Here is a 25,290-nt window from a genome sequence, read left to right on the forward strand (position 1 = left end):
TAGCGACTCACCAACTGATAGAGCACCAACATGCCCTCTTGTTCCCAATCGCTTAATTCCCACAAGTGAACATAATAATCCCGACGGCACTTTAATACAATCCCCCTTACCTTGCCATACAACTCCTTGAACTCCATTTCCTTCTCCTTCTTTTTACTGACCTTTTAAGGATAGCAAACTTGAAGCTTTTAGGAGGGCTGGGTAGCTGTTCTACTTTTTTTAGATTCTATTTTGTACTTCTTAATACACTTATCTATCTCTTCAGGCACTTTTACATGCTGTTCAGCGGATAGAATTAAAGAGTTTGGGACAAAAAGATTTCAATTTTTAAAAATCTTAATTATTAAGCCCTTCAAATCTATAATTAAATGCGAAAAGCGAACAAAGCAGAATTCTGATTACCAGAAAACTAGTTTTGTTCGCTTTTTATATTTGAAGTCGGACTTTTGTCCCAGCCTCTTTAACATTTTAATTTATTCTGGTTTCTGCTCTTCCATTTGAGATTTTACTTCATCATAGCTCAAAGCATGTGAAGAACTTGCATTTGGTTCATCAGGCATTTCACCCGTTTCATATAATGATTTGATTTGATGACTATCAAGTGTTTCGTATTTAAGAAGAGCTTCCGCAATTAATTTATGCTTTTCGCGATTGGATTGGATAATTTCTGCTGCTTTGTCGCGCGCTTCATTAAGCAAATTACGTACTTCCTCATCAATTTCATATGCAGTCTGTTCGGAAATTGATTTTTGTGGACTTGCAGCACCAAACATTGCATGGTTTCCTTCGTATTGAACTGGACCGAGTTTTTCACTCATACCATACTCTGTTACCATCGCACGTGCCATTTGTGTAGCTTGCTCAAAGTCATTTGAAGCACCTGTAGTTTGGACATTGAAAATAATTTCCTCAGCAACACGTCCTCCCATCAATCCTGCAAGTTGTTCTTTCATATCTTCTTTAGATAAAAGAGTTTGATCTTCTTTCGGGAGAGCAATCATATATCCACCCGCACGACCACGAGGTACAATAGTTACCTTGTGAACAACACGTGCATTTGATAAAACAAGCCCAACAATTGTATGTCCTGCTTCATGATAAGCAACAATTTGACGATCACGTTGTGAAACTGTCTTATCTTTTTTAGACGGTCCTGCGATAACTCGGTCCTCTGCTTCATCGATATCAGAAGCATCAATAACTTTTTTATTTCGACGCGCTGCGACAAGAGCCGCTTCATTTAAGACATTTTCCAAATCAGCACCAACAAAACCAGGCGTTTGTTGAGCAACTAGTTTTAAGTCAACATCTTCAGCAAGAGGTTTATTTCTAGCATGAACACGAAGGATTGCTTCGCGACCTTTTACATCTGGCTGACCAACAAGAACTTTACGGTCAAAACGACCAGGACGCAAAAGAGCGGGATCTAAAACATCACTTCGGTTAGTAGCAGCAATGACGATAACCCCTTCATTGCCTTCAAAACCATCCATCTCAATCAGAAGTTGATTAAGGGTTTGCTCGCGCTCATCATTTCCTCCACCGAGACCAACACCACGTTGACGACCAACAGCATCAATTTCATCAATAAAGATAATCGCTGGAGCTGCCTTTTTTGCATCTTCAAAAAGAGAGCGAACACGGCTAGCACCGACACCGACAAACATTTCAACGAAATCTGAACCCGAAATACTAAAGAATGGAACTCCTGCTTCACCAGCGACGGCTTTTGCAAGAAGAGTTTTACCAGTCCCTGGAGGGCCTTCAAGAAGAACACCAGCTGGTATGCGAGCCCCTAGTTTTGTATAACGTTTAGGATCTTTTAGAAATTCAACAACTTCAACTAGTTCTTGTTTTTCTTCTTCCGCACCTGCTACATCAGAAAAGCGTACTTTTATATCTTCTTTGTTTGTCGCACGCGCTTTATTACGTCCAAAACTCATAGCTCCACGCGCTCCACCGCCTCCACCTTGATTCATCATAGAGAACAGGAAGAAAGCAAAGATGGCAAATGGCACCAGAGTTGTCAGCACCTGAATCCAAACACCACTTGAACTTTCACGTTTAATGGTGATTTCAGTCCCCTTATCTGAAGCTAATTTTTGTAATTCAGCTATCGTTAAATCTGAAGGTAGAATAACACTAGTAAAGCGGCTTACAGAGGTAGAAGAAGGAGTAAAAAACTGAATACCACTATTATCCTTTACCTTCTTTTCTTTCTTATAAGTACCTGCAACTTCAATAACACTACCATTTGGCTGATAGCTAATATCCTTTACATTTCCATTTTTAATTTCTTTAACTAGCTCAGTATAGTTAATTTGCTGACTATGACCTACAGAACTTCCAGCTGAAAAATACTGAAAACCTGTAATAACAACAACAATAATTAAAATATATAAGAAAGGATTTTTTATAAAACCATTATTTTGTTTATTTTTCATCTATCTATCAATATACCTTTTTATTTTGTATAAACTTTTTCTTTTAAAACCCCTACATATGGAAGATTCCGATAATTTTCATCAAAATCTAGACCATAACCAACTACAAATTCATTTGGAATTGTAAAACATGTGTAATCTGCTTCAATATCAACTTTTCGTCCTTCGGGCTTGTCCAAAAGTGTAGCAATTTTAACAGACGCAGCTTTTTTCTCCCTAAATAACTCACACAGGCTTTTCAATGTTTTTCCCGTATCAATAATATCTTCGACAAAAAGAATATGACGTCCAGCAATATCTTGATCAATATCTTTAATAATATTGATAACACCACTGCTAGATGTCCCACCATGATAGCTTGACACTAACATAAAATCCATTTCAATATGGGTATCAACATGCTTTATCAACTCTGCCATAAAAGGAATGGAACCTTTTAGAATTCCTACAAAAATAGGATTTTTCCCTGCATAATCACTAGTTAATTGAGTTCCTAAATTTTTTGCTGCTGCCACGATCTCATCATGTGAAACCAAAACTTTCTTAATATCTTGTTCTAGCATCTTCTTTACCTATCTAAATTTTGAATATAAAGTTTGTTATACATTATATCATTTTTTTGACTCTTACTCAAATCACATGTTACGATTCCAGCAATTGCTAAGATTTCCCCATTTTGCTCAATAATAATAGCATTTTTTCTTTTATCTATAGGGATTTTTTGATCAATAAAATACCGACGAAGCTTTTTATGTTGTTGGTTCAAGATAATTTCATCTTGTTCTTTTCTATGTCGAAGTAAAATTTCTGTTTCACGCGAAACAAACACTTCTTGGATGTTTTTTCCACGAAGCTCTTTTCCAAAAGAAAAGCGATAATTGTCATATTCCACAATATCGTTATATTTTAACAAAATTGAATCCACTTTTAAATCAGACTGTGGACTGATTTTACGAATCTCAAAGGAATCATAATTTTTATAGAGTTCGTAACCCGCTTTAAGTGGTTGCTGATAATTAGATTGTTTGTTCAAGATTGCTAAAATATCAGAAAACTGTGCTTTACTTACCTGCAAATCAGGAAATTTCTTTAAATAAGTCTGTAGCAAAAAACTTTGCACAAAATATGGCTGAGATTGAAATTCTTTTAGATTTGTTAATTCAATATTTTTAGTTAAATATGCTAATGCGTTCTGCATTTGAGAAATTTCTGTTCCCAGTTCTATTAAATGCTTCCTAAACTGCAGATTTTCTTGTTCTAACAATGGAAAATACTCATTTCGAATTCGATTGCGCAAATAATGGTTCTCTTGATTTGTCCAATCCTCAAAATGAAAAATAGGAGGGAAATTTGATTTTTGAAAAGAAAGCAACGGTCTTATCAATTCTCCATTTGCAAATTTTTGTTTTTCTTTCATTCCTGAAATATGAAATAAACGGCTGCCACGAAGAATTCTCATAAAAATCGTTTCTGCTTGGTCATCAGCATGGTGTGCTGTCACCAAAGCTGTGCAATTTTCTTCTAACATAATTTTTTTGAAAAAAGCATAGCGAAAATCACGCGCTTTTTGTTCTGAGAATGGTCCAGAAAAACTTGATGTAAAAATGCTTACACCAAGTTTTGTTGCTATTTTTTTTAGTTCTTCTTCCTCAAAATCAGATTCTTCTCTCACTCCATGATTAACATGAGCAAGGTGAATTTCTATTTCTAATTTTTCGCGATATTTATAAAGCCAGTCAAGCAAAGTCATAGAATCTAGTCCACCAGAAATAGCAAGTAAAACTTTTCTATGAGGTCTGAAATAGCCTTTTTTTTGCACCATTTGAAAAAATTGTTGTTCTATCATTTTAAAACCTCATAAATATCATCTGCAATTTTAGAAATGGTATCGTAATCAGCATGATTTGTAAAAATAGACAGAACAAAAGGAGAATTAGCATAAACAATTGCAACATCATGCTTAAAATCATAAGCATCCCCAATTTTATGAGCCACTTTTACATTTATATTTTTAGAAATACGCTGCTCATCAAAATTTGTTTGTGATAGTGCATTGATAATGTCCCCATTTTGTTTATAGATAGCTTCCATCATATTTCCAGCCATCCTAGCTGATGCATTACGTTTTTCTACATCCCATTTTTTCCCAGCAATTTGCTCAATTGTTGCTTGATAAGTGCTGTCTGATTGATTAGTAATATAATATCCTAAAATATTTGTAGCTGCATTATCTGATTCTTTTGCAATATGATTCATCAAATCTTGAATGCTGTATTCCTTATTATCTGATTTTTTAGAAATGCTTCCACTACCTTCTGTATCATAAGCACCTGAATAGTCATTTACAGCAGGAATATATTTTAAACCAGAAGATGGCTTGTATTTTCCTTCATTTAATTGCTTCTGCGCATAATAAAGAATGGGAAGTTTTGCCACACTAGCAGAATACATTTCCAAATCTGGGTTTATACCAGCAGTTTTTCCAGAATCTAATTGTTTTACATAGATCGAATAGTCTGCTTTATTGTACCTGCTTGTTAAAATCTCTTGAACTTTATCCATACGATTATCTGTATCAGACAAGTATTTCACATCAATCCAACCTTTGCTTTCAACATGAGCATATTTTCCTGATGCCGTCTCAGCAAGTTGGGTCACTTTCACCGAATGATAAGAAGATAAATTCGTCTTAACTTCCTTTGTTCCATTTACAAAAGGTTGATTGTAAACTACAAATGATTGCCTAAGCCACATTGTTTGAGAAATATCTGCACTAGATTGGACAACATCATCATAAATCATTCGTTTATCAGCAGGAACAAATTGCCCATTTGCGAGTTTAAAAACTGGGAGTCCTTGTTCATTGACTTGTAAGTCAGAAAGTTTAATTGATGTATTCGGAGTTAAACTCCCAGCAACTTTTTCTAAATTTAAGGACGTATAAGTTGGAATTTGCTCATAAACATTTGGATTGGTTGGAAGATCCGTGTAGTAGTTACTGTAGGTCGTACTAGTAATTTCATACTGTTGCTTTGCAGTCAATTCGACATCTTGTTCCGTACTTACTACTACTTTTGCAGTAAAAAATGCTGGCAACAATAATAGAAATAGCAACTTACGCATGCTCTCCCCTTTCCTTTTTAGTCTCTTCTAATTTTAAAGCCTGATTCTTTCTGGATAATTCTTCTAATTTTTCATCGGAAAACTCCAAAAATTGTTCAATCGTTTTTAATAAATTTTCCATCCTTACTGTGGCAACAATCCTGGGATTGTATAGATATATTCCCCTTGTTTAGAATAATAATATTTAGCACGTGCATATTTAGCAGCATATTCTTCATCTTTTAATTTATTAGCAAAAGCTTTTTGAGATTCTTTTTCGTTGCTTATTTCTTCGTATCTCTTTTGTAAATGCGTCAATTGTGTTCGACGTTCTAATAAATTTCGATAGCTTTGAACCAAATTAAATGTCGGTAAAATAAACAATAAGATGACTAAAATCAACACCCAACCCATAAAGCGATTCTTTTTTCTTCTTTCTTGCTCCAAATAACGGCGATGTTGGTTTTCATCTTGTATATAGCGATTATTTAATTGAACAATATTTCTAGCCATCTACTTCTACCTTTGTTTCTTTTATAATTTTGTACATTTTAGTGGCATCTTCTTTTTTAGTACTGTCTTTCATTTCTAGAACACGAACTAATAAAATTTTATTTCCAAAACGAATCTCTATTTCATCATTGATTTTTAAATCTGTTGAACTTTTAGCTAAAATTCCATTTACTTTAATTCTTCCCTTATCGGCCACCTCTTTAGCAATAGGACGACGCTTTATAATACGGGATACTTTTAAATATTTATCTAATCTCATAAAGTTACCTCAATTTATTATTTTACCATTTTTTAAGAAAATATTATAGATGAAAGCGAAACTTTACAAAATTGTAAAGTTAGCAATCTTTCTTTTGATTTTTAATTTCTACTAACTTTTCTGAAAACTGCAGAAGTCCTTCTAAAATTTCATAATCTTTTTTATTTTTTACATCAAATATAACTTCAATCAATCCCTTATTTTCTGAAATTCTTGCTTTTAAATTTGTCACAGAAAGAGCTTCAAAATAATCTTGAGTTAAGAAAAACTGTTGAGAAACTTTTTCAAATCGAACAATCACAGATTGTTGCTTTTTTTCAACGAGCTGAACAAAAACTTGATCTAAATAAGACTTTACAAGACCAATTTCTAATAAAAAGGCAACAACATCTGGATATTCTCCAAAACGATCCATCAACTCATTCTGTAATTCTTCATAATTTACACGACTGTCAATCTCGCGAATACGTTTGTAAATTTCAATTTTTTGCCTTTCATCAACAATATAATCACTAGGAAGATAGGCATCAATCTGCAAATTAATTTCAGCATTTCCTTTTTGCCGTCTTTTTTCTTTGCCTTGTTTTTTAGCAATAGCCTCTTCTAATAATTGAGAATACATCTCAAATCCAACAGAATCAATAAAACCAGATTGTGAACTTCCTAAAATATTTCCAGCACCACGAATAGATAAATCTCGCATAGCAATTTTAAAACCAGAGCCTAATTCTGTAAATCCTTTTATAGTTTCCAAACGTTTTTCAGAAATTTCTGTCAAAGCCTTGTCAGGACGATACATGAGATAGGCATAAGCAATACGATTACTACGACCAACACGCCCTCGTAATTGATATAAAGTTGACAATCCCATATAATCTGCATTTTCAATAAAAAGAGTATTAACATTAGGAATATCAACACCAGTTTCAATAATAGTCGTTGTGACCAAAAGATCATATTCCCCATTGATAAAATCAAGTAAAGTATTTTCAAGAAGAATTTCACTCATTTGACCATGCACATATCCAATAGAAGCTTCTGGAATCAATTCTTTCAATTCTGAAACTTTTTGCTCCATTGTGTCAACTTTATTGTAAAGATAGTAAACCTGCCCTCCTCTATTCATTTCTCTTAAAACTGCATCTCGAATAACTGTTGCATTATTTTCTAAAACATAAGTTTGAACTGGGTAGCGATTTGTTGGAGGAGTTTCAATAACTGATAAATCACGTATTCCTAACATAGACATATGGAGTGTACGAGGAATAGGAGTCGCTGTCAAAGTTAAAACATCAACTTTTGTTTTCAACTCTTTTAATTTTTCTTTATGCTTAACTCCAAAACGTTGTTCCTCATCAATAACAATGAGTCCTAAATCAGCAAATACAATATCTTTTGACAGGAGACGATGCGTTCCAATAATAATATCCACCTGCCCTTTTTTTAGTTTTTCTAAAATTGTTTTTTGTTCTGATTTACTTTTAAAACGACTTAATACTTCAATATTGATAGGAAAATCATTGAAACGTTCCTTAAAATTCGTATAATGCTGTTGAGCTAAAACAGTAGTTGGAACTAAAATTGCCACTTGTTTATGATCATTTACTGCTTTAAAAGCAGCTCTCATAGCTACTTCCGTCTTCCCAAAACCAACGTCCCCAACTAAAAGACGATCCATAGGATGATCACTTTCCATGTCTTTTTTAACTTCTTTTATAGAACGCAGCTGATCTTCTGTTTCTACGTAAGGAAAATCATTATCAAATTCTTGCTGGTAAGAATCATCACTAGAAAAAGCAAACCCCTTTAATTGACTTCTCTCTGCGTAAAGTTTGATTAAATCCTCAGCAATGTCTTCGACTTGATGTTGTACTCTCTGTTTAGTTTTTTGAAAACGTCCATCGTTTAATTTATTGATTTTAGGTGCTTTACCATCACTCGCAACATATTTAGAAAGAAGCTGAATCTGATCAACAGGAATAGAAATACGATCTGCATTTTGATATTGAATAGTGAGATAATCACGATGAATTCCTGAAATTTCAATCGTCTCAATTCCTAAATATCGCCCAATTCCATGAACGTTATGAACAACATAATCTCCTTTTTCCAGCTCATTATAATTTTTCAAACGTTCAGCATTAGAAATAATTTGCCTGCGAACTTTTCGTTTTACTTTTTTTTGCAGAATATCATATTCAGTGATTAAAACAATTTTTTCGTCTACAAAATTAAATCCTTGAATTAAACGTCCTTCTACTAATTGAACAGCATGTTTATGAATTTTAGTATCGTTAACATAATCAAGTGGAATTTCATATTCTTGTAAACTTTTATGTAAACTTTGTAAAGTCAATAAAGAATTTGATTGTATAATGACCGTGTAGTTAGATTTTTTATATCGACTAATCTCTTCTTTCAAAAGCTGAAATTGACTAAAAAATTCCTGCATAGGATACTGATTGAACTGATAAAGAGAATCAAATTTCAAATTTCCCAGTCCCTTATGAAAATTTGAAAATAAGGTAGCAGGTTTATACTTTCTAAATATTGAATATGTATCTGCAAAATAAGATTGATTTCCAACAGTTTTACTATTTTGTAAATCTTCTGTCAATAAATTTGCTGCTTCTAATTGAAACTGAGCATGTCTATTCATAATTTTTTGAAAATCATCAAAGAAAATTGGGCTATGTTTTGGAAGATAATCAAGAATTGTCCATTCATTTTGATAAAAATAAGACAATAATTTTCTAATATCAGCATGTTGAATTTGTTCTTTTGTACTAGCTAAAATCTCCTCTAAATAAGATTTTGAAGTTGAATCTACAGTTTTTTCTATAAGATTTTCTATTTTTTTCTGTGCACTTTTATAATCTGCTTTAGTAAATATGATATCTGTAGCAGGATGAACACACACATGTTCTACATTTTGAATAGAAATTTGATTTTCAGGATTAAATAGACGAATACCATCAACTTCATCACCAAAAAATTCAACCCGAAAAGGCATTTGACTAGAGCGCTCAAAAATATCTAAAATATCACCACGAATACTAAACTCCCCTTGTTTCAATACTTGTGATACTTGCTTATATCCTGAATTTAACAATTGAGAAATCAAATCTTTCAACTCATATTCTTGCCCTATTTTTAAATTAATATAAGCTGAATTGAAATTAACAGGATTGGATAAAAATAGTTGACTAGCTGCCACATTAACTATCAAAAATCCTGATTGTTTAGAATCTAATAAAAAATCTAGAGCTTCCAAACGAGAAAAAATCTTTTCTTGAGAAGAAAAGACAAACTCAGCTAACGGAGTATCATCTGCAAGAAATGTATAGACCCTCTCTTCTCCCACCAGGTCAATCAGATCACTAGAAAGTCTTTCTGCTTCACTATAAGTAGACGTTAAAATCAAAATTTTGTGATTTTCCTCTACACAAGAGGCCATTGTAATAGACTTAGTTGAAGATGACAAACCCATTAATAGCTGCCGAGTTGATTTATTTAGATTTCTTTGCCAATCAGATATCTGTTTATTTTGATTAAATAATTCAATAATATCCATCTTTTTATCCATTGTACTGTTGCATTGTTTGTTCAAAATTATCAGACTGTAAATAATAATTTACAGCACTGTCAACTTTGTCAAGTGTATTTAAAATTATAGCATGGTCTCCTTTTGAAAATTTTCCTAACACATGGTGAATAATGATTATATTATTTTCGGGACGACCAATACCAATTTTAATTCGTTTGAATTCTTGGGTTCCTATATGTTTGATAATTGATTTGATGCCATTGTGACCACCAGCAGATCCTTTTGCTCTAAGTCGTATTTTTCCTACTTCCATATCCAAATCATCATAAATAACTACTAAATCTTCAATATCTAGACCATAATAAGATAAAAGGGCATGAACAGCCTTTCCACTTTCATTCATGAAGGTCGTTGGTTTGACAAAATACACTTTCTCACCATTAAAAAATGTGGAAGCTATCTCTGCTTGAAAAATTTTATCAGTTGTAAACTTTAAACTTTTTTCTTTACACATTTTGTCAACTAGCATAAATCCGACATTATGTCTTGTTTCAAAATATTTTTCTCCAGGATTTCCTAATCCTACAATCATCTTTACCATTTTTTTACCTCTAAAAAGACCAAAAGGGCTGGAAAAGTTTTTCCAACCTCGTTTATATTTAGTTTACAGTGCTCTACACATTAAATCTAAATTCCATAATATCGCCATCTTGAACGATATATTCTTTTCCTTCTTCACGCAGCCGTCCTGCTTCCTTGACTGCTTTTTCACTCCCATATTTCACTAAATCATCATAAGACATGGTTACAGCACGGATGAAGCCTTTTTCAAAGTCTGAGTGAATAATTCCAGCTACTTGTGGTGCTTTCATGCCACGTCTAAATGTCCAAGCTCGAACTTCCTTTTCTCCTGCTGTAAAATAAGTTCCGAGTCCTAATAAATGATAAGCTGCTCTGGTTAATTTGTCAACCCCAGATTCATTCAAGCCCATTGCTTCAAGAAATTCAGCTTTATCTTCATCATCTAGCTCAGAAATTTCTTCTTCAGCACGCGCAGATATAACAACTACCTCTGCATTTTCAGTTGCTGCAAACTCGCGAATTTGTTGAACATACTCAATATTATCCGGATCTGCTACCTCGTCTTCACCAACATTCGCAACATAAAGCACTGGTTTTGTAGTCAATAAAAATAATTTTTTGACAATTTTTTGTTCTTCTTCATCAAATTCAATGGTACGCGCTGATAAACCATTTTCTAAAACTGGTTTAATTTTTTGCAAAACATGAAACTCAGCTACTGAATCTTTGTCCTTTTGGGTTCGAGCAACTTTTTCCACACGTGCATAGCGTTTATTGATACTTTCTAAATCTGCTAAAATCAACTCAAGATTTATTGTTTCAATATCAGCCATTGGATCAACAAAACTTGACTCACGTCCTTGCTCCCGCATAACATTTTCATCATCAAAAGCCCGAACCACATGAACGATAGCATCTACTTCACGAATATTAGCTAAAAATTTATTTCCTAGACCCTCTCCTTTTGAAGCACCTTTTACAATCCCTGCAATATCTGTAAACTCAAAAGTCGTTGGAACTTTTTTCTGTGGTTTGATAAGTTCTGTTAATTTATCCAAACGAGCATCGGGAACTTCTACCCGTCCAACATTAGGGTCAATTGTTGCAAAGGGATAGTTAGCTGCCTCTGCTCCTGCTTTTGTAATTGCATTAAATAAAGTGGATTTTCCAACATTAGGTAATCCTACAATTCCTGCTGTTAAAGACATTTCGCTCTTCCTTTCATCTTTTCAATTCAATAAACCATTATATCATATTTACCACTATTTGACTTATAACTTCATCATTTTTGTAAAATGTTGTATTTTCCTAATTAAAATATTATAATTTTATTAAGCTATAGGAGGTAAATACCATGAAAAAAAGTTATTTTAAACAATTGTTACTTGGCTTTGTTACAATTGTTTCACTAATTATCCTTGGAGCATGTGGAGCCCAAGAAAAAACAATGTCATTCCAAAGAATTGATCAAAATTTACAATATGACTTACGATTAACTTATTATTATAAAGGAGATACTGTCACAAAACAAACTACTAATTCATTTTTGTCTTATAAAACCTTAGGAGCTACTAAAAAAGAAGATGTTAAAGACAGAATTGATAAAGCTTCTCAAATGTATCAAAATATTAAGGGAATTAAAGAAAAAGTCACTTATGAAGAAAAGGGAGTTAAGGAAACTGTAGAAATTAACTTTAATAAAGTAGACTTTGATAAATTAGTAACCTTGCCTGGAATGTATACAGATAAGAATACAAGAAAATCTAAAAAAATTAGTATGAAAGCTAGTAAAGAACTCTTAACAAGTAAAGGTTTTAAAGAAATTACAGACGGTAAATTTGAAAAATTAAAATAAGATCATGAAAAAGTGCTAAGAAATCAATTTCCTAGCACTTTTTTTAGTTTTCGTTCAAAATCATATCGGCTCATCATCACGATATGTTGGCAATTTGTACAGCGAATTTTAATATCCGCACCCACTCGAATAATTTCCCAACGATTTGCTTTTTTGCCTGTGGATTTAATGATACAAGCATGTGGTTTTTTCATTTCAACAAAATTTCCTACATCATACATTAGTTTGTTCTCACTGGTGTAATCAATTGAATAAAGTTTTCTGTGTCATCGCTTGGTTTCAAAGTAAATGGACGAACAGCTGAAATAAAGCTGATTGTAACTTTTTCACTATTAATAGCTTTCAATGAATCAATTAAATAAGTTGGATTAAAACTGATGGTTAAATCTTGACCTGAAATACTTTCAGTATCAATTTCTTCATTCACACGTCCAACTTCAGGAGAGTTCACATGTGCACTAACTACACCATTTATAATTTCTAATTTAACTGTTCCATTTTGAGTCGCATTTGAAAGAAGACGTGCACGTTCCATTGCATAACGAAGATTATTTTTATCAAATGTTACGATACTAGTAAATTCTGTTGGAATTAAACGGTCGGTATCAGGATAATTTCCCTCTAACAACCGAGTGTAGAAGCTAATATTTTCACTTCTAAAAAGCAATTGATTATTTGTGAAGTAAATCTCTACTGTTTCAATATCATCCGTAAAAACGGCTGAAAATTCGCGTAAAGAACGACTAGGAATAACAACATCAAAGTTATCTCCATTTTTTTCTAAAATAATTTGCTTTTGACTCATCCGATGAGAATCTGTTGCAACTGTCTTTAAATTTTTATTTTCTGTTAAGACAAAATGAACTCCTGTTAAAATCGGACGACTTTCTTGTGTACTAGCCGCAAAAGCTGTCTCATTAATGATATTTTTAAGAACACTTGTTTCAAGAACCAAGGGATTACTTGCTGAAATTTCTTGAATACGAGGATATTGATCTGCATCTTTTCCCTTTAAAGTGATTTCTGATTTTCCACTTGTTAGGACAATCTGCTTTTGATCAATTTCTTTAAAATCAAGTGTTATATCAGGAAGACTTGATACTACATTAATGAAAAAAGTTGCTTCAAGTAAAATAGAGCCCGAAGAAGTTACTAAAAGCCCTGCATCTTCGTTTTTAATTGAAATAAAATTTTCAATAGAGATTTGACCATTAGAGCCAATCAATGTAATTCCTTCATTTGTGACATCAATTTTTACTGTAGAAAGAATGGGAATAGCATTTTTAAGACTAATAGCGCGTTTGGTTGTATTTAAAGCTTGTAAAAATAAATTTTTATTGATTGAAAAGTTAATCATAGACACTCCTTTTATTATTTTATGATTATTAAGTTAATAGTAATAGTAGTTTGTGTGAAACTTGTGGAAAAGTTCCCTAATCAGCGATAGAACACAAAAACAGACCTGTTTATAAATTGTGAATAACTTTAACATTTTTTCTGCAATTATCCACAGTTATCTGATTTTATTTTTTATGTTTTCTATTTCTAATCGAAGATTATCATCCGTTTCGAGCATTGTTTTAATTTTCCCATGAGCATGTATGACCGTTGTATGATCTTTACCGCCAAATTCTCTTCCAATTTTTGGAAGACTATTATCGGTTAATTCACGGGCCAAATACATAGCTACTTGTCTAGCAAGGACAATATTTTGAACCCGACGACTTCCTTTCATTTCTTTAACGCTAACTCCATAGAAATTTCCAACTTCTGTTTGGATTTTATCAATTGGAATAACTAAAATTTGACTTGCATCTTGTTTTCGAGCTCGAATAGCTTCAGCAGCAGCGTCAATTGTAATTTCTTTCAGATTTTTTACTCTAGCCATAAGAGAAATATCATTTAGAGCACCTTCTAAATCTCGCACATTTGAATCAAATTGACCTGCTAGATATTCTAAGGTATCATTTGGAAAAATGTAATCTAAATCTTCTATCTTATTGCGTAAAATAGCGATTCTTGTTTCAAAATCAGGTGGAGTAATGTTTTGAGTTAATCCCCATTTGAAGCGCGTGACTAAACGTTCTTCAAGATTATCCAGATGATCAGGACTTCGGTCGCTTGTTAAAACAATTTGTTTATTATCTCCGTGCAAAGCATTAAAGGTATTGAAAAATTCTTCTTGAGTAGAAACTTTTTTTCCTCCTAAAGATTGAATGTCATCAATTAATAAGAGATCAAGGCTGCGATAAGTTCTCTTAAAACTTTCCATTTCTCCTAATCGAAGATGTTCTAAAAAGTCGTTGATAAAAGTCTCAGCAGGAATGTATTTCACTCTAGCATCAGGAATATTTTCTAAAATTTGATTTCCAATTGCATTTAGTAAATGGGTTTTTCCTAATCCTGGTCCACCATAGATAAACAATGGATTATAAGTTGTTGCTAAATTTTCAGAAACAGCGAGTGCCGCCGATAGAGCCCAAACATTTCCATCACCTTGAACAAAATTATCAAATGTATATTTTGCTTTTAACCCAGTTTCAACAGGAGGAAGACTTGGTTTAACTACTGAATGATTTGTATTTGTTGATTGAGTAACTTCATCATTTTCCTCTTGAAAGATATAGTGTACGGTGATTTGGTCATTATAAATTTCAAAACCTGCAGTAATGATGACATCTGCTAAATTTTGATCCCAAAATAATTGTTTGACAGGACTGTCAAGAAGTACAGTAGCTTGAAAATTTTCAACTTTCATTAACCTAGCTCCTGCAACAAAATAATCGTATGTATTTTTTTTGATTTGTTTTTGAGCCAATTCTAAAACACGCGCCCAAAAATTAGCTTCTTGTGACATAAACCCCCTCCTTTCTTGCTAATAAATTCTTCGTTGTATTTAATTACCCATAAAAGTTATTTTAACATAAAACGCAAAAGTTTTCCACAATCTGTGGAAATGAATTCACATTGTTCTTTGAAGTTTTCCACAGATTGTGAGTAAAGCGGTTTTTCTGTGATTTATTAAGGTTTTCTTATAAAATAAGAGTGGATAACTCTGTGACTTGAAAGAATAAAAATAACAGCCTTATTTAAAGCTGTCAATAATTCTTTGATATTCTTCTAGGTTTGAAAAATGAATACAAATTTTCCCTGATTGAGATTGTTCAGAAAATTGAAGAGAAATCTCTGTACCAAATATCTTTTTTAATTTTTTCTCTTCCTCTTTGAGGAAGAGTTGCTGTTTATCTTTTGTTACTGTTTTTGCTTGTTTGGAATGCAATTGTTTTTCTAACTGCCGAACTGAAAGTTCTTGAGATAGGATTTTATCAAACCACAGATTTTGCTCTTTCTCTGAGAGATTGATGAGCAGACGAGCATGTCCTTGAGAAATATTTCCTTCTTTTATCGCTTCAATAATATTGAGAGGTAAATTTAATAATCGGACAGAATTTGTAATATAAGGACGTGATTTTCCCATAGTTTGAGCGATTTCTTTATGCGTCAATCCTTTGTCAATTAAATATTGGTAAGATTGTGCTTCTTCTATAGGATTTAAATCTTCTCGTTGTAAATTTTCGATGATAGCTTGCTTCATCATTTCATCATCTGTTAATTCTTTTATAATAGCTGGTATATTTTGTAAGCCTGCTAATTTAGCAGCTCTAAAACGTCTTTCACCAGCTAGTAATTCATAACCAATTATTGGAGATTTTCGTACGATGATAGGCTGAATAATCCCATGTTCTTTTATAGAATTAGCAAGTTCAGTAATTTTTTCTTCTGAAAATTCTTTTCTTGGTTGATAAGGATTAGTTTGAATGTCCTTAAGTTCAATATATTGATATTTTTCCATGTTTCTATAGAATAACACACCTTTACAATTCTGTAAAGATGTGTTAATAAAGTGTCAATTATTTGAATCTAAATCTTTTGTAGATTTTGTAAGTTTTATAGTGGTAGTGGTCTCTTTTCCATTACGATAGAAAGTGATTTTTATATTATCACCAATTGAATGTTTGTATAAAGCGGATTGTAAATCACTTGTTGAAGAAATTTCTTTATCATCTACTTTTGTAATCACATCATATTTTTGAAGTTTTCCTTCAGCTGGCATTCCAGATTGAGCTGAACGTACGACAACTCCACTAGTTATTTTTGATGGAAGTTTTAAGCGTGATAGATCTGAACTAGACAGATTAGTGATGTCAATCATTTGGATTCCTAGAGCTGGTCGTGTAACAGTTCCATTTGTTTCTAATTGGTTAATAATGTTTATAACATCATTAGATGGAATAGCAAATCCTAATCCTTCAACCGAAGTTCCGCCGTTGCTAGCTATTTTACTTGAAGTAATACCAATTACTTGTCCTTGGATATTCACAAGTGGTCCTCCAGAGTTCCCTGGGTTGATAGCTGTGTCTGTTTGAATAGCTTGTGTTGAAATCGTTTGTCCATCTTCAGATTTTAAAGAAACATTACGATTTAAACTAGAAATAATTCCTTGCGTCACAGTGTTAGCGTAATTTGATCCGAGCGGACTTCCAATCGCAATAGCTGTCTCACCAACCGTCAATTTACTAGAATCTCCAAATTCAGCAACTGATTTTACTTTATCAGCACTAATTCGAACAACGGAGATATCAGAATAAGTATCTGACCCTACAATTTCTCCAGGAACTTTATTACCATCTGCTAAACGAATGTCAACTTTTTTAGCACCACTGATAACGTGAGTATTGGTTACTAAGTAAGCGTATTTTCCATCTTTTTTATAAATAACCCCAGATCCTTCGCTAGCTACTTGTTGAGAATTATCATTGTTATTATTTGAATCGTCATTTCCAAACACACTATTTTGTGAATTATTATTAGCATAGGTAATAACGGATACCACAGCATCTTTTACTTTACTCACAGCTTGTGTTGTGGAATTTGTATTTTTATAAGCAGTAGTAACTTGATTAACTTTAGTCGTTGTAGAGCTATTTGTTGATAATTTAGATGAAGTTAAGTTTCCAAGTAAACCACCGATAAAACCTATGGCTAAGACCATGAAAAGCAATAACAATTTTTTTGTGAAATTTGAAGAGTTTTTCATATCTTCCTCCTAGTTATTTCAATTACTGAAAGTATAAAGAATTTAACTTAATTATAGCTTAAATGTTTTATCTTTTCCACAAATTGTGGATAACTTTTAAAATCTGTGATTTTCTAAGTCATTTATAAGGTAATTTAATTTTTTATACTGTGAATAAGGTGTGAAATAATTGTGGATATGGTAGAATAGAAATATGAAAATAAAACTTGTAACTGTTGGAAAATTAAAAGAAAAATATCTAAAAGATGGAATTGCAGAGTATGTAAAACGTTTAGGGCGCTTTACTAAATTTGAGATGATTGAACTTCCAGATGAAAAAACACCTGATAAGGCAAGTCACTTAGAAAATCAACAAATTCTTGACAAAGAAGGAAATCATATCTTATCGAAAATTAATGATAAAGAATTTGTGATTGTTTTAGCTATTGAAGGTCAACAATTTCCGTCAGAAGAATTCAGTAAGAGATTAAGTGATGTGACTGTTCGTGGATTTTCGGATATTACTTTTGTGATTGGTGGGAGTCTTGGTCTGTCTACTGCTGTCAAAAAAAGAGCTAATTTGCTGATGAGTTTTGGAAAATTGACACTTCCTCATCAGTTAATGCGATTAGTTTTAGTAGAACAAATTTATCGATCGTTTATGATTCAACAAGGAAGTCCCTATCATAAGTAATCTTGACGTCATAGGCTTTTTTTGTTAAAATGATAGAGCATTGGTCTCATAGCTCAGCTGGATAGAGCATTCGCCTTCTAAGCGAACGGTCGCAGGTTCGAATCCTGCTGGGATCATATAAGAAAAGGGCACGGGAAAGCGTGCCTTTTTCTATAACTGGATAAAGAAGTCTTTTGAGATGCAAAAATGTATCATTTAGAGTTTTTTTCAATTTATTTATGAAGATTTTGTATAATTACCTTGTAAGATTTCTTACAAAAAACAAACATTAAGGAGAAATTATGAAAAAGTTGTTTGCTAAAAAAGAGGTAGTAAAAAAGGAAATTGTAGAATTTAAAGAACTGAATGATGAGCAATTAGATAAAATCATTGGTGGGGATAGGAGGGATCCTAGAGGAATGATTGGAATTGGGAAAAAATTATTTGGTTAGGAGATTTTATCATTATGAATCTGGATAAAATATTTATAATCATTTCTTTTATTATCGGAATTTTATCTTTTTCAATTGTTCATAAAAAAATTAGTAAAGTGAAAATTATAGATTTTCGCTTTACTTTATTGTGCTTGTGTTTATTTTTATTTTCATCTTTTATAAATTCGATTAATTCCTTATTAGCCTATTTATGTTTATTATTAGAGCCTGTTATAATTTACTTCTATTTTTATCGTTTTAAGAAATATGAGAAGTGTATATCAGTTTTTGCAACCTTTTTAATTTATTCATCTGTAACTACCTCTGAAACCTTCTTTTCAGTTATTATTTCTTCTGTTACAGGTGATAAGTTTGTTGATAGATATTGGGGATTGTTCTATATTTTTATTAATATTATTTCTTTAGTTTTCATTTTAAAAGCAATTGATTATTTTAAGTTTAATTTTAAATATTTTAAAAAGGCGGATTTTAAAGAGAATATTGTGCAGTTAAACTTTTATCTCTTATTTATTCATTTTTTATTAAATTTGTCGCATTGGCTTAGTAATATGAAAAATTTAAATAGTTTTTCTAGTATGATTGCTACAATTTGCTTTTTAATGTTTATGTCAACTTTATTCTACTTACAATCTATTCGCGAAAAGTATGAAAAAGAAGAACAAATTAAACAGAAAGAACGAGAACAACTACAATTACAAAAATATACAGATGAAATAGTGAGTCTGTATAATGAAATTCGAGGCTTTCGGCATGATTATGGCGGAATGTTGGCAAGCTTCCAATCGGCCATTCATACAGGTGATATAAAAGAAGTAGAACGAATTTATCAGGAGGTGCTAGTAAATGCTAATTTACAACTTCGTTCAGATAAATATACGTATTTTGATTTAAATAATGTTGGAGATTCAGCACTTAGAAGTGTTATGACGCAAACATTATTTAAGGCACGTGATTACAATATAGAATTAACATTTGAAGTAAAAGATTTTGTCAAGCCCTTGCCGATTAAATTGTTAGATCTGGTTAGAATGACAAGCGTCCTTTTGAATAATGCCATAGAAGGATCAGCAGAAAGTTATCAAAAAACGATGAATGTTTCTTTGGTGGATTTAGATACAGAAACAATCTTAGTCATTCAAAATTCACGTAAGAAAAGACCGCTAGATTTAGAAGAGATTTACCAAACTGATTTTTCAACAAAGGGTGAAGGACGCGGTTTAGGCTTAAGCAATATCAAAGAAATTATTAACAACTATGAAGGAATTATCCTCGATACTAAAATTGAGGATGAATATTTTACACAAGTAATGAGAGTGCGGAAAGAAGGTTTATAATGAAAGTATTGGTATTAGAAGATGAAATTTCACATCAAGTAAGAATGGAAACAACTTTGGCAGAGATTGCGAAAGAAATGGGAATTACGATAAAAGTTAAAGTAACTGGCAAAGTAAGAGAATTTAAAGAATATATTGAAAATGATGAGGTGAATCAATTATATTTTTTAGATATTGATATCAAAGGAGAGGAAACAAAAGGTTTAGAAATAGCAAAATTTATACGTCATCACAATCCGTATGCCATTATTGTTTTTGTTACAACAAAATCAGAATTTGCTACGATGACCTTCAAATATAAGGTATCTGCACTGGATTTTGTTGATAAAAATTTGAGTGATGTTGCTTTTAAAAAACATATAAAAGACAGCATTGAGTATACAAAAGCGACATTGATTGAAAATAAAGATATGGTGGATTATTTTGAATACAGCTTTCGTGGCGGAGAGGTTAGAATGCCTTTTAATGACATTTTATATATTGAAACGACAGGCTCTTCTCATAAATTAAGAATTGTCGGTAAAAACTTTTTTAAAGAATTCTATGGCACTATTGCAGATATTCAAGAAAAAGATAAAAAAACAAGACGTTTCTTTTCACCTCATAAATCCTACCTAGTCAATATTGGAAACATCAAAGGTTATGACAAAAAAATGCGAGAAATAATTTTTTATGAAGATCATCGTTGTCCGATTACTCGAATGAAAATTGGAAAATTAAAAGCTATTTTAGAGGAATTAAAAGGATAAATAGAATAGATAATGAAATAGCCAATATAGTTAAATTTTTAAATAAAAACTATTGACAAAGTTTTCCAAACTGGTATAATAGTATATGTTCTGTGAAAGAACATATATGGTCCGTTGGTCAAGGGGTTAAGACACCGCCTTTTCACGGCGGTAACACGGGTTCGAATCCCGTACGGACTATATCATCCGGCATAGCTCAGTTGGTAGTAGCGCATGACTGTTAATCATGATGTCGTAGGTTCGAGTCCTACTGCCGGAGCTACTAAGCATTCTTTAGGAATGCTTTTTTTACATTGTAAAAATATAATAAAAACCAAACTGTTTTCTTGTGCAGTTTGGTTTTTCAATTATAACGATTTTTTCTTACGTATCTTATTGTAAATTATAAATAACGCGATTCCAGATAAAAATGCTATACTACCTTCTTTAAGACCATTTGGGATAAATGTCAGTTTTATTTTTCCTGCGCCTTTTTTGACATCAATTTTCATAAAGCCATTTTGTGCCCTTGAGATTTTGATTGATTTTCCATTTTGTGTTGCAGCCCAACCTTTATCATAAGGAATGGTAAAGAATAAAGAACTATCTCGTTGAGCTTGATAATGTGCTGTTATTGTATTATGTTTTGTTGTCACAGATACTTTTTGTCGTTGAATCTTGTTTATCGCTTGTTGAAAATGACTGGTGTCAAGCATATAAAATTCAGGACTATCAAATGAAACTTTTGAATTATCTGGGAAAGATATTTTAACGGTTATGATTTGTTTTTGCTTAAAATAACCAAGATTAAAAAATGGAAAAACATTGTTGGTACCATAATGCATTTTTTGATTGTTATTTACAGTTATGTCAACTGATTTTTGGTTATCATTTGAGAAAGTTAAGTTTGGCAGAGTTAAATAAACTTGACTATTTGCTGGAACTTCTAAAGTGTAAGTGATGCTGGCAAAAGAGTCATAACTTTCTTTATCTACTTCTGCAGCTATTCTATTTCCAACTTGCTTAACATTATGATTACTTGTAGGAGGTAATCTGTGATAGTATTTTAAATTTAATCCAGAAAGCTGATTGAGAAAACGAGTTTGATTATCTAATGTTAAGTGACTAAACTTTACATCTCTGTAAATTGAATTTGTTAAAAATGCTAGTGAATTAACATTTTTATTTTCATAAAGTGTTAAATTATCTTTCGTTTTAATGGAAGTAAAACCATATTTTTGAGGATTGTTTGTTGAAATATTATATTTTACACCCAATAAGCTATCCATAAGGATACTATTGTTTTGGTAACGTAAATTTAAATTAGTTCCAGATGACTTAAAACCTAATTTATCAAGAATAGAACTAGCTGCAGTATTGCGGACAGAAGAAAATTGTGAGATACCATTATAATTGTATTTCATACTGTCATTTCCGGTTTGAATAGCTAATTTTTCAGTTCTAAAGAAATTTGAGTTTTTCTTTTTACTATATTTAACGAGCGAATCAATAGCTGTTAAATCTTGTTCATAAGCATTTCTACTTGCAAATACCCATTCTTTTGCAATTCCTTCCATTTGATAAAAACTATTTAAACTTAGTTCAAAGCAAACAAATAATAAAGTAGAAATAGTAAATATTTTAACAGAAATATATTTTTTTGTATAAGCCCAAGAAATTAAAAGATAAGCAATCAAAAACTCTAATGTTAAGATGAAATTAACAGAACCTAAAAATTTGTAATGATTCTTAAAAATAAAAGCAGCAATAAAACCAAGTCCTAAGATAGAAAAACTGGCTAGAATGTTTGTGAATTTAATCTCTTTTAGACGCTCCAAGCTTTCAGCCGCTAAGAAAATAATGACAATGGAAAAAGTCCAAGAGTAACGATGTAGGAACATATTTGGTGCGTGAATACCTTGCCAGAGCAGATCCAAAGGCTGTAAGTAAAAACTAGCTACTAAGAATATAATTAAAATAACATAGGAAAGTTTCACGTGAAACTTAATAGACTTTAAAGTGAAGAAGAGAATCGCTAGTAATAATGGAACAAGCCCAACATAAATCATCGGAATAGAGCCATATTTAGTTGTATCAAAAGATCCAACAAAGTTTTTGGCAAAAATATCTAAATACCAGCTTTTTTCAGTCAGTAGGGTTGTCACTTTTGTTAATTTTTCACCATGAGTTTTTAAATCTAGAAAGGTTGGCAGAATCATGATGAGGCTAGTTATACCAGCTAAAATTGACACAACTGTAAAGTCTATGAAAGATTTAATCCTAATTTTAAAGTCCCATGAAGTTTGAACAAAGAACCACAATACAAGAAAGATTGCCATCATATACCCAAAATAATAATTTTGAATAAAAAGAATTGACAAAGATGTAAAGTAAAGAACACGTCTTTTTTGAGTAATCAACTGATGTAAACCAAGTAAAATAAGTGGAATAATAATGAAGACATCTAGCCAAGTTTTTATTTCAAGTTGACTAACTGCAAAACTCATTAGAGCGTAGGAAGTTGACAGTATTAATATAAGATAAGGAGAAATTTTTTTAAAGATACCTTTAATACTGATGAAACAAGTTAATCCCATCAAACCAAACTTTATCAAAGTAAATAAGTATACTTCATCTGGCATATTTTTTAGATTGAAAAAATAAACTAAAGGTGATAAAAAACTCCCTAGATAATAGCTAGATAAGGCATAAAAGTTCAAACCGAGTCCACTTGTAAACGTATAAAAGATGTTATCTGTACCATGCAAAATATTCCTTAAAGTGACATCAAAAATAACATATTGATGAAATCCGTCTCCTAATAGCGGAGAAGTGTCACTTTTCCAATAGATTCCATTTATAAGGTAAGTTATAAACAGAATCAAAAATGGAATAAAAAAGGCTATCAAATAATAATTTTTGAAGAGTTTTTTGATTTTTTTCATAAGCTATCGTAAAATACTAAAATTTAAGGAACTGAATCTTTCATCAGCTCCTATTTTTTGAAAAGTTTAATCTTTCCAAAGACTATTGACTTTTTCTTGTACTTCTTGATTTTCTAAAAATTCATCATAGGTTTCGTCAATACGATCAATGACACCATTTTTAGAAAGAACAATAATATGATTAGCAAGTGTCTGGATAAATTCATGATCGTGGCTAGCAAAAATAATAGATTCTTTAAAGTTTCTCAGACCGTCATTTAGGCTAGAAATAGATTCTAAGTCTAAGTGGTTGGTTGGATCATCTAGTACCAAAACGTTTGATTTGAGAAGCATAAGTTTTGAAAGCATGACACGAACCTTTTCACCACCTGACAAGACATTGACAGACTTGTTAACCTCATCACCAGAGAAAAGCATACGACCTAGAAATCCTCGAAGGAAGGTGTTGTCATCTTCTTCTTTACTTGCAAATTGACGGAGCCAGTCAAGAATAGATTCACCGCTGGAAAAATCTTTGCTATTGTCTTTTGGTAAATAAGATTGACTAGTTGTAATACCCCACTTGACAGTTCCTTCATAGTCAATATCTCCCATAATAGCTCGAATCAAAGCGGTTGTTTGAATGTCATTTTGTCCAATCAAGGCTGTCTTGTCACCCGGACGCAAGATAAAGCTGATGTTGTCAAGGATGACTTCGCCGTCAATCTTGACAGAAAGGTTTTCGACTGTCAAGAGGTCATTTCCGATTTCGCGTTCGGCTTTGAAGTTAATAAATGGGTATTTACGGCTTGATGGGACAATTTCTTCCAGTTCAATTTTGTCAAGCATTTTTTTACGAGAAGTTGCTTGCTTAGATTTTGAAGCATTAGCAGAGAAGCGAGCAACAAATTCTTGCAGTTGCTTGATTTTTTCTTCAGCTTTAGCATTACGATCTGCTAAGAGTTTAGCAGCTAACTCACTAGATTCTTTCCAGAAATCATAGTTACCAACATAGAGTTTGATTTTACCGAAGTCCAAATCAGCCATGTGTGTACATACTTTATTGAGGAAGTGACGGTCGTGAGATACAACGATAACGGTGTTTTCAAAATCAATCAAAAAATCTTCTAGCCAAGAGATGGATTGAATATCAAGACCGTTTGTTGGTTCATCTAGTAATAGAACATCTGGTTTACCAAATAGAGCTTTTGCAAGGAGAACTTTCACTTTATCTCCGTTTGATAATTCGCTCATATTTTGATAGTGGAGATTTTCTGGGATATTCAAGTTCTGGAGGAGTTGAGAGGCTTCACTTTCAGCCTCCCAACCACCTAACTCAGCAAATTCACCTTCTAACTCAGCTGCTCGGACACCGTCTTCATCAGAAAAATCAGGTTTCATGTAAATGGCATCTTTTTCTTTCATAATGTTATAAAGATGCTCATTTCCCATGATAACTACATCAATCACTCGTTCTTCTTCATAATCAAAGTGATTTTGCCGAAGGACTGAGAGACGTTCGTCTGGTCCGAGTGAAATATTTCCAGTAGTTGGTTCGATATCACCAGCTAGGATTTTTAAAAAAGTTGATTTTCCTGCACCATTAGCACCGATTAAACCATAGGTATTTCCTTTTGTAAATTTGATATTCACATCATCAAATAATTTTCGATCACTAAAGCGTAGTGATACATCTGATACTGTAAGCAATATTTTTCTCCTAATTCTGTAATTAGTTTCATTTTACTAGAAAATTTGACTTTTTTCAAATGATTCAGGGATAAAATATGACATTTT

General features: G+C 32.1%; 22 protein-coding genes, 3 tRNA genes and 1 pseudogene. 8 read left to right on the top strand and 18 right to left on the bottom strand.

Annotation, left to right across the window (positions count from 1 at the left end):
- The 11 genes and pseudogenes from HMPREF2634_RS07460 to ychF form a co-directional block, all read right to left on the bottom strand.
- Window positions 1–137: pseudogene (locus tag HMPREF2634_RS07460) on the bottom strand (sigma-70 family RNA polymerase sigma factor); the annotation flags it as partial.
- Window positions 138–473: 336 nt separating this feature from the next.
- Entirely contained in the window at window positions 474–2,444 is a 1,971-nt protein-coding gene (gene ftsH, locus HMPREF2634_RS07465) for an ATP-dependent zinc metalloprotease FtsH (protein ID WP_003026841.1), read from the bottom strand.
- A gap of 20 nt (window positions 2,445–2,464) precedes the next feature.
- Entirely contained in the window at window positions 2,465–3,007 is a 543-nt protein-coding gene (hpt, locus tag HMPREF2634_RS07470) for a hypoxanthine phosphoribosyltransferase (protein ID WP_021001137.1), read from the bottom strand.
- 5 nt (window positions 3,008–3,012) lie between these two features.
- Window positions 3,013–4,290 (bottom strand): tRNA lysidine(34) synthetase TilS, encoded by a 1,278-nt coding sequence (gene tilS, locus HMPREF2634_RS07475; protein WP_021001136.1) that lies wholly within the window; start codon window positions 4,288–4,290, stop codon window positions 3,013–3,015.
- Window positions 4,287–5,567, bottom strand: coding sequence for a serine hydrolase (locus HMPREF2634_RS07480; RefSeq protein ID WP_021001135.1), 1,281 nt, complete (start codon window positions 5,565–5,567; stop codon window positions 4,287–4,289). Before HMPREF2634_RS07480 ends, tilS begins: the two co-directional genes overlap by 4 nt.
- On the bottom strand, window positions 5,560–5,688 hold the full coding sequence (locus HMPREF2634_RS10265; RefSeq protein ID WP_003026834.1) for an SP_0009 family protein: 129 nt from the start codon (window positions 5,686–5,688) through the stop codon (window positions 5,560–5,562). The genes HMPREF2634_RS07480 and HMPREF2634_RS10265 overlap by 8 nt, the downstream gene beginning before the upstream one ends.
- A gap of 2 nt (window positions 5,689–5,690) precedes the next feature.
- Window positions 5,691–6,059 carry a septum formation initiator family protein gene (locus tag HMPREF2634_RS07485; RefSeq protein ID WP_003026832.1) on the bottom strand — a complete coding sequence of 123 codons (369 nt, stop codon included), beginning with the start codon at window positions 6,057–6,059 and terminating at the stop codon, window positions 5,691–5,693.
- Window positions 6,052–6,318, bottom strand: a complete 267-nt coding sequence (locus HMPREF2634_RS07490; protein WP_003026830.1) for an RNA-binding S4 domain-containing protein — start codon at window positions 6,316–6,318, stop codon at window positions 6,052–6,054. The genes HMPREF2634_RS07485 and HMPREF2634_RS07490 overlap by 8 nt, the downstream gene beginning before the upstream one ends.
- 79 nt (window positions 6,319–6,397) lie before the next feature.
- Window positions 6,398–9,904: a transcription-repair coupling factor gene (gene mfd / locus HMPREF2634_RS07495; protein ID WP_021001134.1), complete on the bottom strand. Its 3,507-nt coding sequence runs from the start codon at window positions 9,902–9,904 to the stop codon at window positions 6,398–6,400.
- Window positions 9,897–10,466, bottom strand: coding sequence for an aminoacyl-tRNA hydrolase (pth, locus tag HMPREF2634_RS07500; RefSeq protein WP_021001133.1), 570 nt, complete (start codon window positions 10,464–10,466; stop codon window positions 9,897–9,899). Before pth ends, mfd begins: the two co-directional genes overlap by 8 nt.
- A gap of 73 nt (window positions 10,467–10,539) precedes the next feature.
- A complete protein-coding gene (gene ychF / locus HMPREF2634_RS07505; protein ID WP_003026825.1) occupies window positions 10,540–11,655 on the bottom strand; it encodes a redox-regulated ATPase YchF in 1,116 nt (371 codons plus the stop codon).
- Between the two features lie 146 nt (window positions 11,656–11,801).
- On the opposite strand from ychF, the gene HMPREF2634_RS07510 reads away from it, so the two are divergent.
- Window positions 11,802–12,302, top strand: coding sequence for a YehR family lipoprotein (locus HMPREF2634_RS07510; RefSeq protein WP_003026823.1), 501 nt, complete (start codon window positions 11,802–11,804; stop codon window positions 12,300–12,302).
- Window positions 12,303–12,325: 23 nt separating this feature from the next.
- Here HMPREF2634_RS07510 and HMPREF2634_RS07515 read toward each other — a convergent pair whose 3' ends face one another.
- From HMPREF2634_RS07515 to HMPREF2634_RS07535, 5 genes are all read right to left on the bottom strand, one after another.
- Window positions 12,326–12,523, bottom strand: a complete 198-nt coding sequence (locus tag HMPREF2634_RS07515) for a DUF951 domain-containing protein (protein WP_003026821.1) — start codon at window positions 12,521–12,523, stop codon at window positions 12,326–12,328.
- Window positions 12,523–13,659, bottom strand: coding sequence for a DNA polymerase III subunit beta (gene dnaN / locus HMPREF2634_RS07520; protein WP_003026819.1), 1,137 nt, complete (start codon window positions 13,657–13,659; stop codon window positions 12,523–12,525). Before dnaN ends, HMPREF2634_RS07515 begins: the two co-directional genes overlap by 1 nt.
- Before the next feature lie 156 nt (window positions 13,660–13,815).
- Entirely contained in the window at window positions 13,816–15,159 is a 1,344-nt protein-coding gene (gene dnaA, locus HMPREF2634_RS07525; RefSeq protein WP_021001132.1) for a chromosomal replication initiator protein DnaA, read from the bottom strand.
- Window positions 15,160–15,387: 228 nt separating this feature from the next.
- Window positions 15,388–16,155, bottom strand: a complete 768-nt coding sequence (locus HMPREF2634_RS07530; RefSeq protein WP_021002248.1) for a ParB/RepB/Spo0J family partition protein — start codon at window positions 16,153–16,155, stop codon at window positions 15,388–15,390.
- A 54-nt stretch (window positions 16,156–16,209) separates the two neighbouring features.
- Entirely contained in the window at window positions 16,210–17,400 is a 1,191-nt protein-coding gene (locus HMPREF2634_RS07535) for a serine protease HtrA (protein ID WP_021002247.1), read from the bottom strand.
- Window positions 17,401–17,593: 193 nt separating this feature from the next.
- Between HMPREF2634_RS07535 and rlmH the strand changes: the two genes are divergently transcribed.
- The 7 genes from rlmH (at window position 17,594) to HMPREF2634_RS07565 (ending at window position 20,849) form a co-directional block, all read left to right on the top strand.
- On the top strand, window positions 17,594–18,073 hold the full coding sequence (gene rlmH / locus HMPREF2634_RS07540; protein ID WP_041784074.1) for a 23S rRNA (pseudouridine(1915)-N(3))-methyltransferase RlmH: 480 nt from the start codon (window positions 17,594–17,596) through the stop codon (window positions 18,071–18,073).
- Window positions 18,074–18,115: 42 nt separating this feature from the next.
- Window positions 18,116–18,189: transfer RNA gene (locus HMPREF2634_RS07545), tRNA-Arg, on the top strand.
- Window positions 18,190–18,354: 165 nt separating this feature from the next.
- Window positions 18,355–18,504: a bacteriocin gene (locus HMPREF2634_RS09785; protein WP_021002246.1), complete on the top strand. Its 150-nt coding sequence runs from the start codon at window positions 18,355–18,357 to the stop codon at window positions 18,502–18,504.
- Window positions 18,505–18,518: 14 nt separating this feature from the next.
- On the top strand, window positions 18,519–19,841 hold the full coding sequence (locus HMPREF2634_RS07550) for a sensor histidine kinase (RefSeq protein WP_021002245.1): 1,323 nt from the start codon (window positions 18,519–18,521) through the stop codon (window positions 19,839–19,841).
- Window positions 19,841–20,590 (top strand): competence system response regulator transcription factor ComE, encoded by a 750-nt coding sequence (gene comE / locus HMPREF2634_RS07555; protein WP_021002244.1) that lies wholly within the window; start codon window positions 19,841–19,843, stop codon window positions 20,588–20,590. The genes HMPREF2634_RS07550 and comE overlap by 1 nt, the downstream gene beginning before the upstream one ends.
- Window positions 20,591–20,698: 108 nt before the next feature.
- Window positions 20,699–20,770 (top strand) — tRNA-Glu (locus HMPREF2634_RS07560).
- Between the two features lie 5 nt (window positions 20,771–20,775).
- Window positions 20,776–20,849: transfer RNA gene (locus tag HMPREF2634_RS07565), tRNA-Asn, on the top strand.
- Between the two features lie 88 nt (window positions 20,850–20,937).
- On the opposite strand, the gene HMPREF2634_RS07570 is transcribed toward HMPREF2634_RS07565, so the two are convergent.
- Both HMPREF2634_RS07570 and HMPREF2634_RS07575 read right to left on the bottom strand, forming a co-directional pair.
- A complete protein-coding gene (locus tag HMPREF2634_RS07570) occupies window positions 20,938–23,514 on the bottom strand; it encodes a YfhO family protein (RefSeq protein ID WP_057489850.1) in 2,577 nt (858 codons plus the stop codon).
- Between the two features lie 66 nt (window positions 23,515–23,580).
- Window positions 23,581–25,203: an ATP-binding cassette domain-containing protein gene (locus HMPREF2634_RS07575; protein WP_003026810.1), complete on the bottom strand. Its 1,623-nt coding sequence runs from the start codon at window positions 25,201–25,203 to the stop codon at window positions 23,581–23,583.
- Window positions 25,204–25,290 lie beyond the last annotated feature (87 nt).

The organism is Streptococcus sp. HMSC034B03 (assembly GCF_001838575.1).
Taxonomy (GTDB): Bacteria; Bacillota; Bacilli; order Lactobacillales; family Streptococcaceae; genus Streptococcus; species Streptococcus anginosus.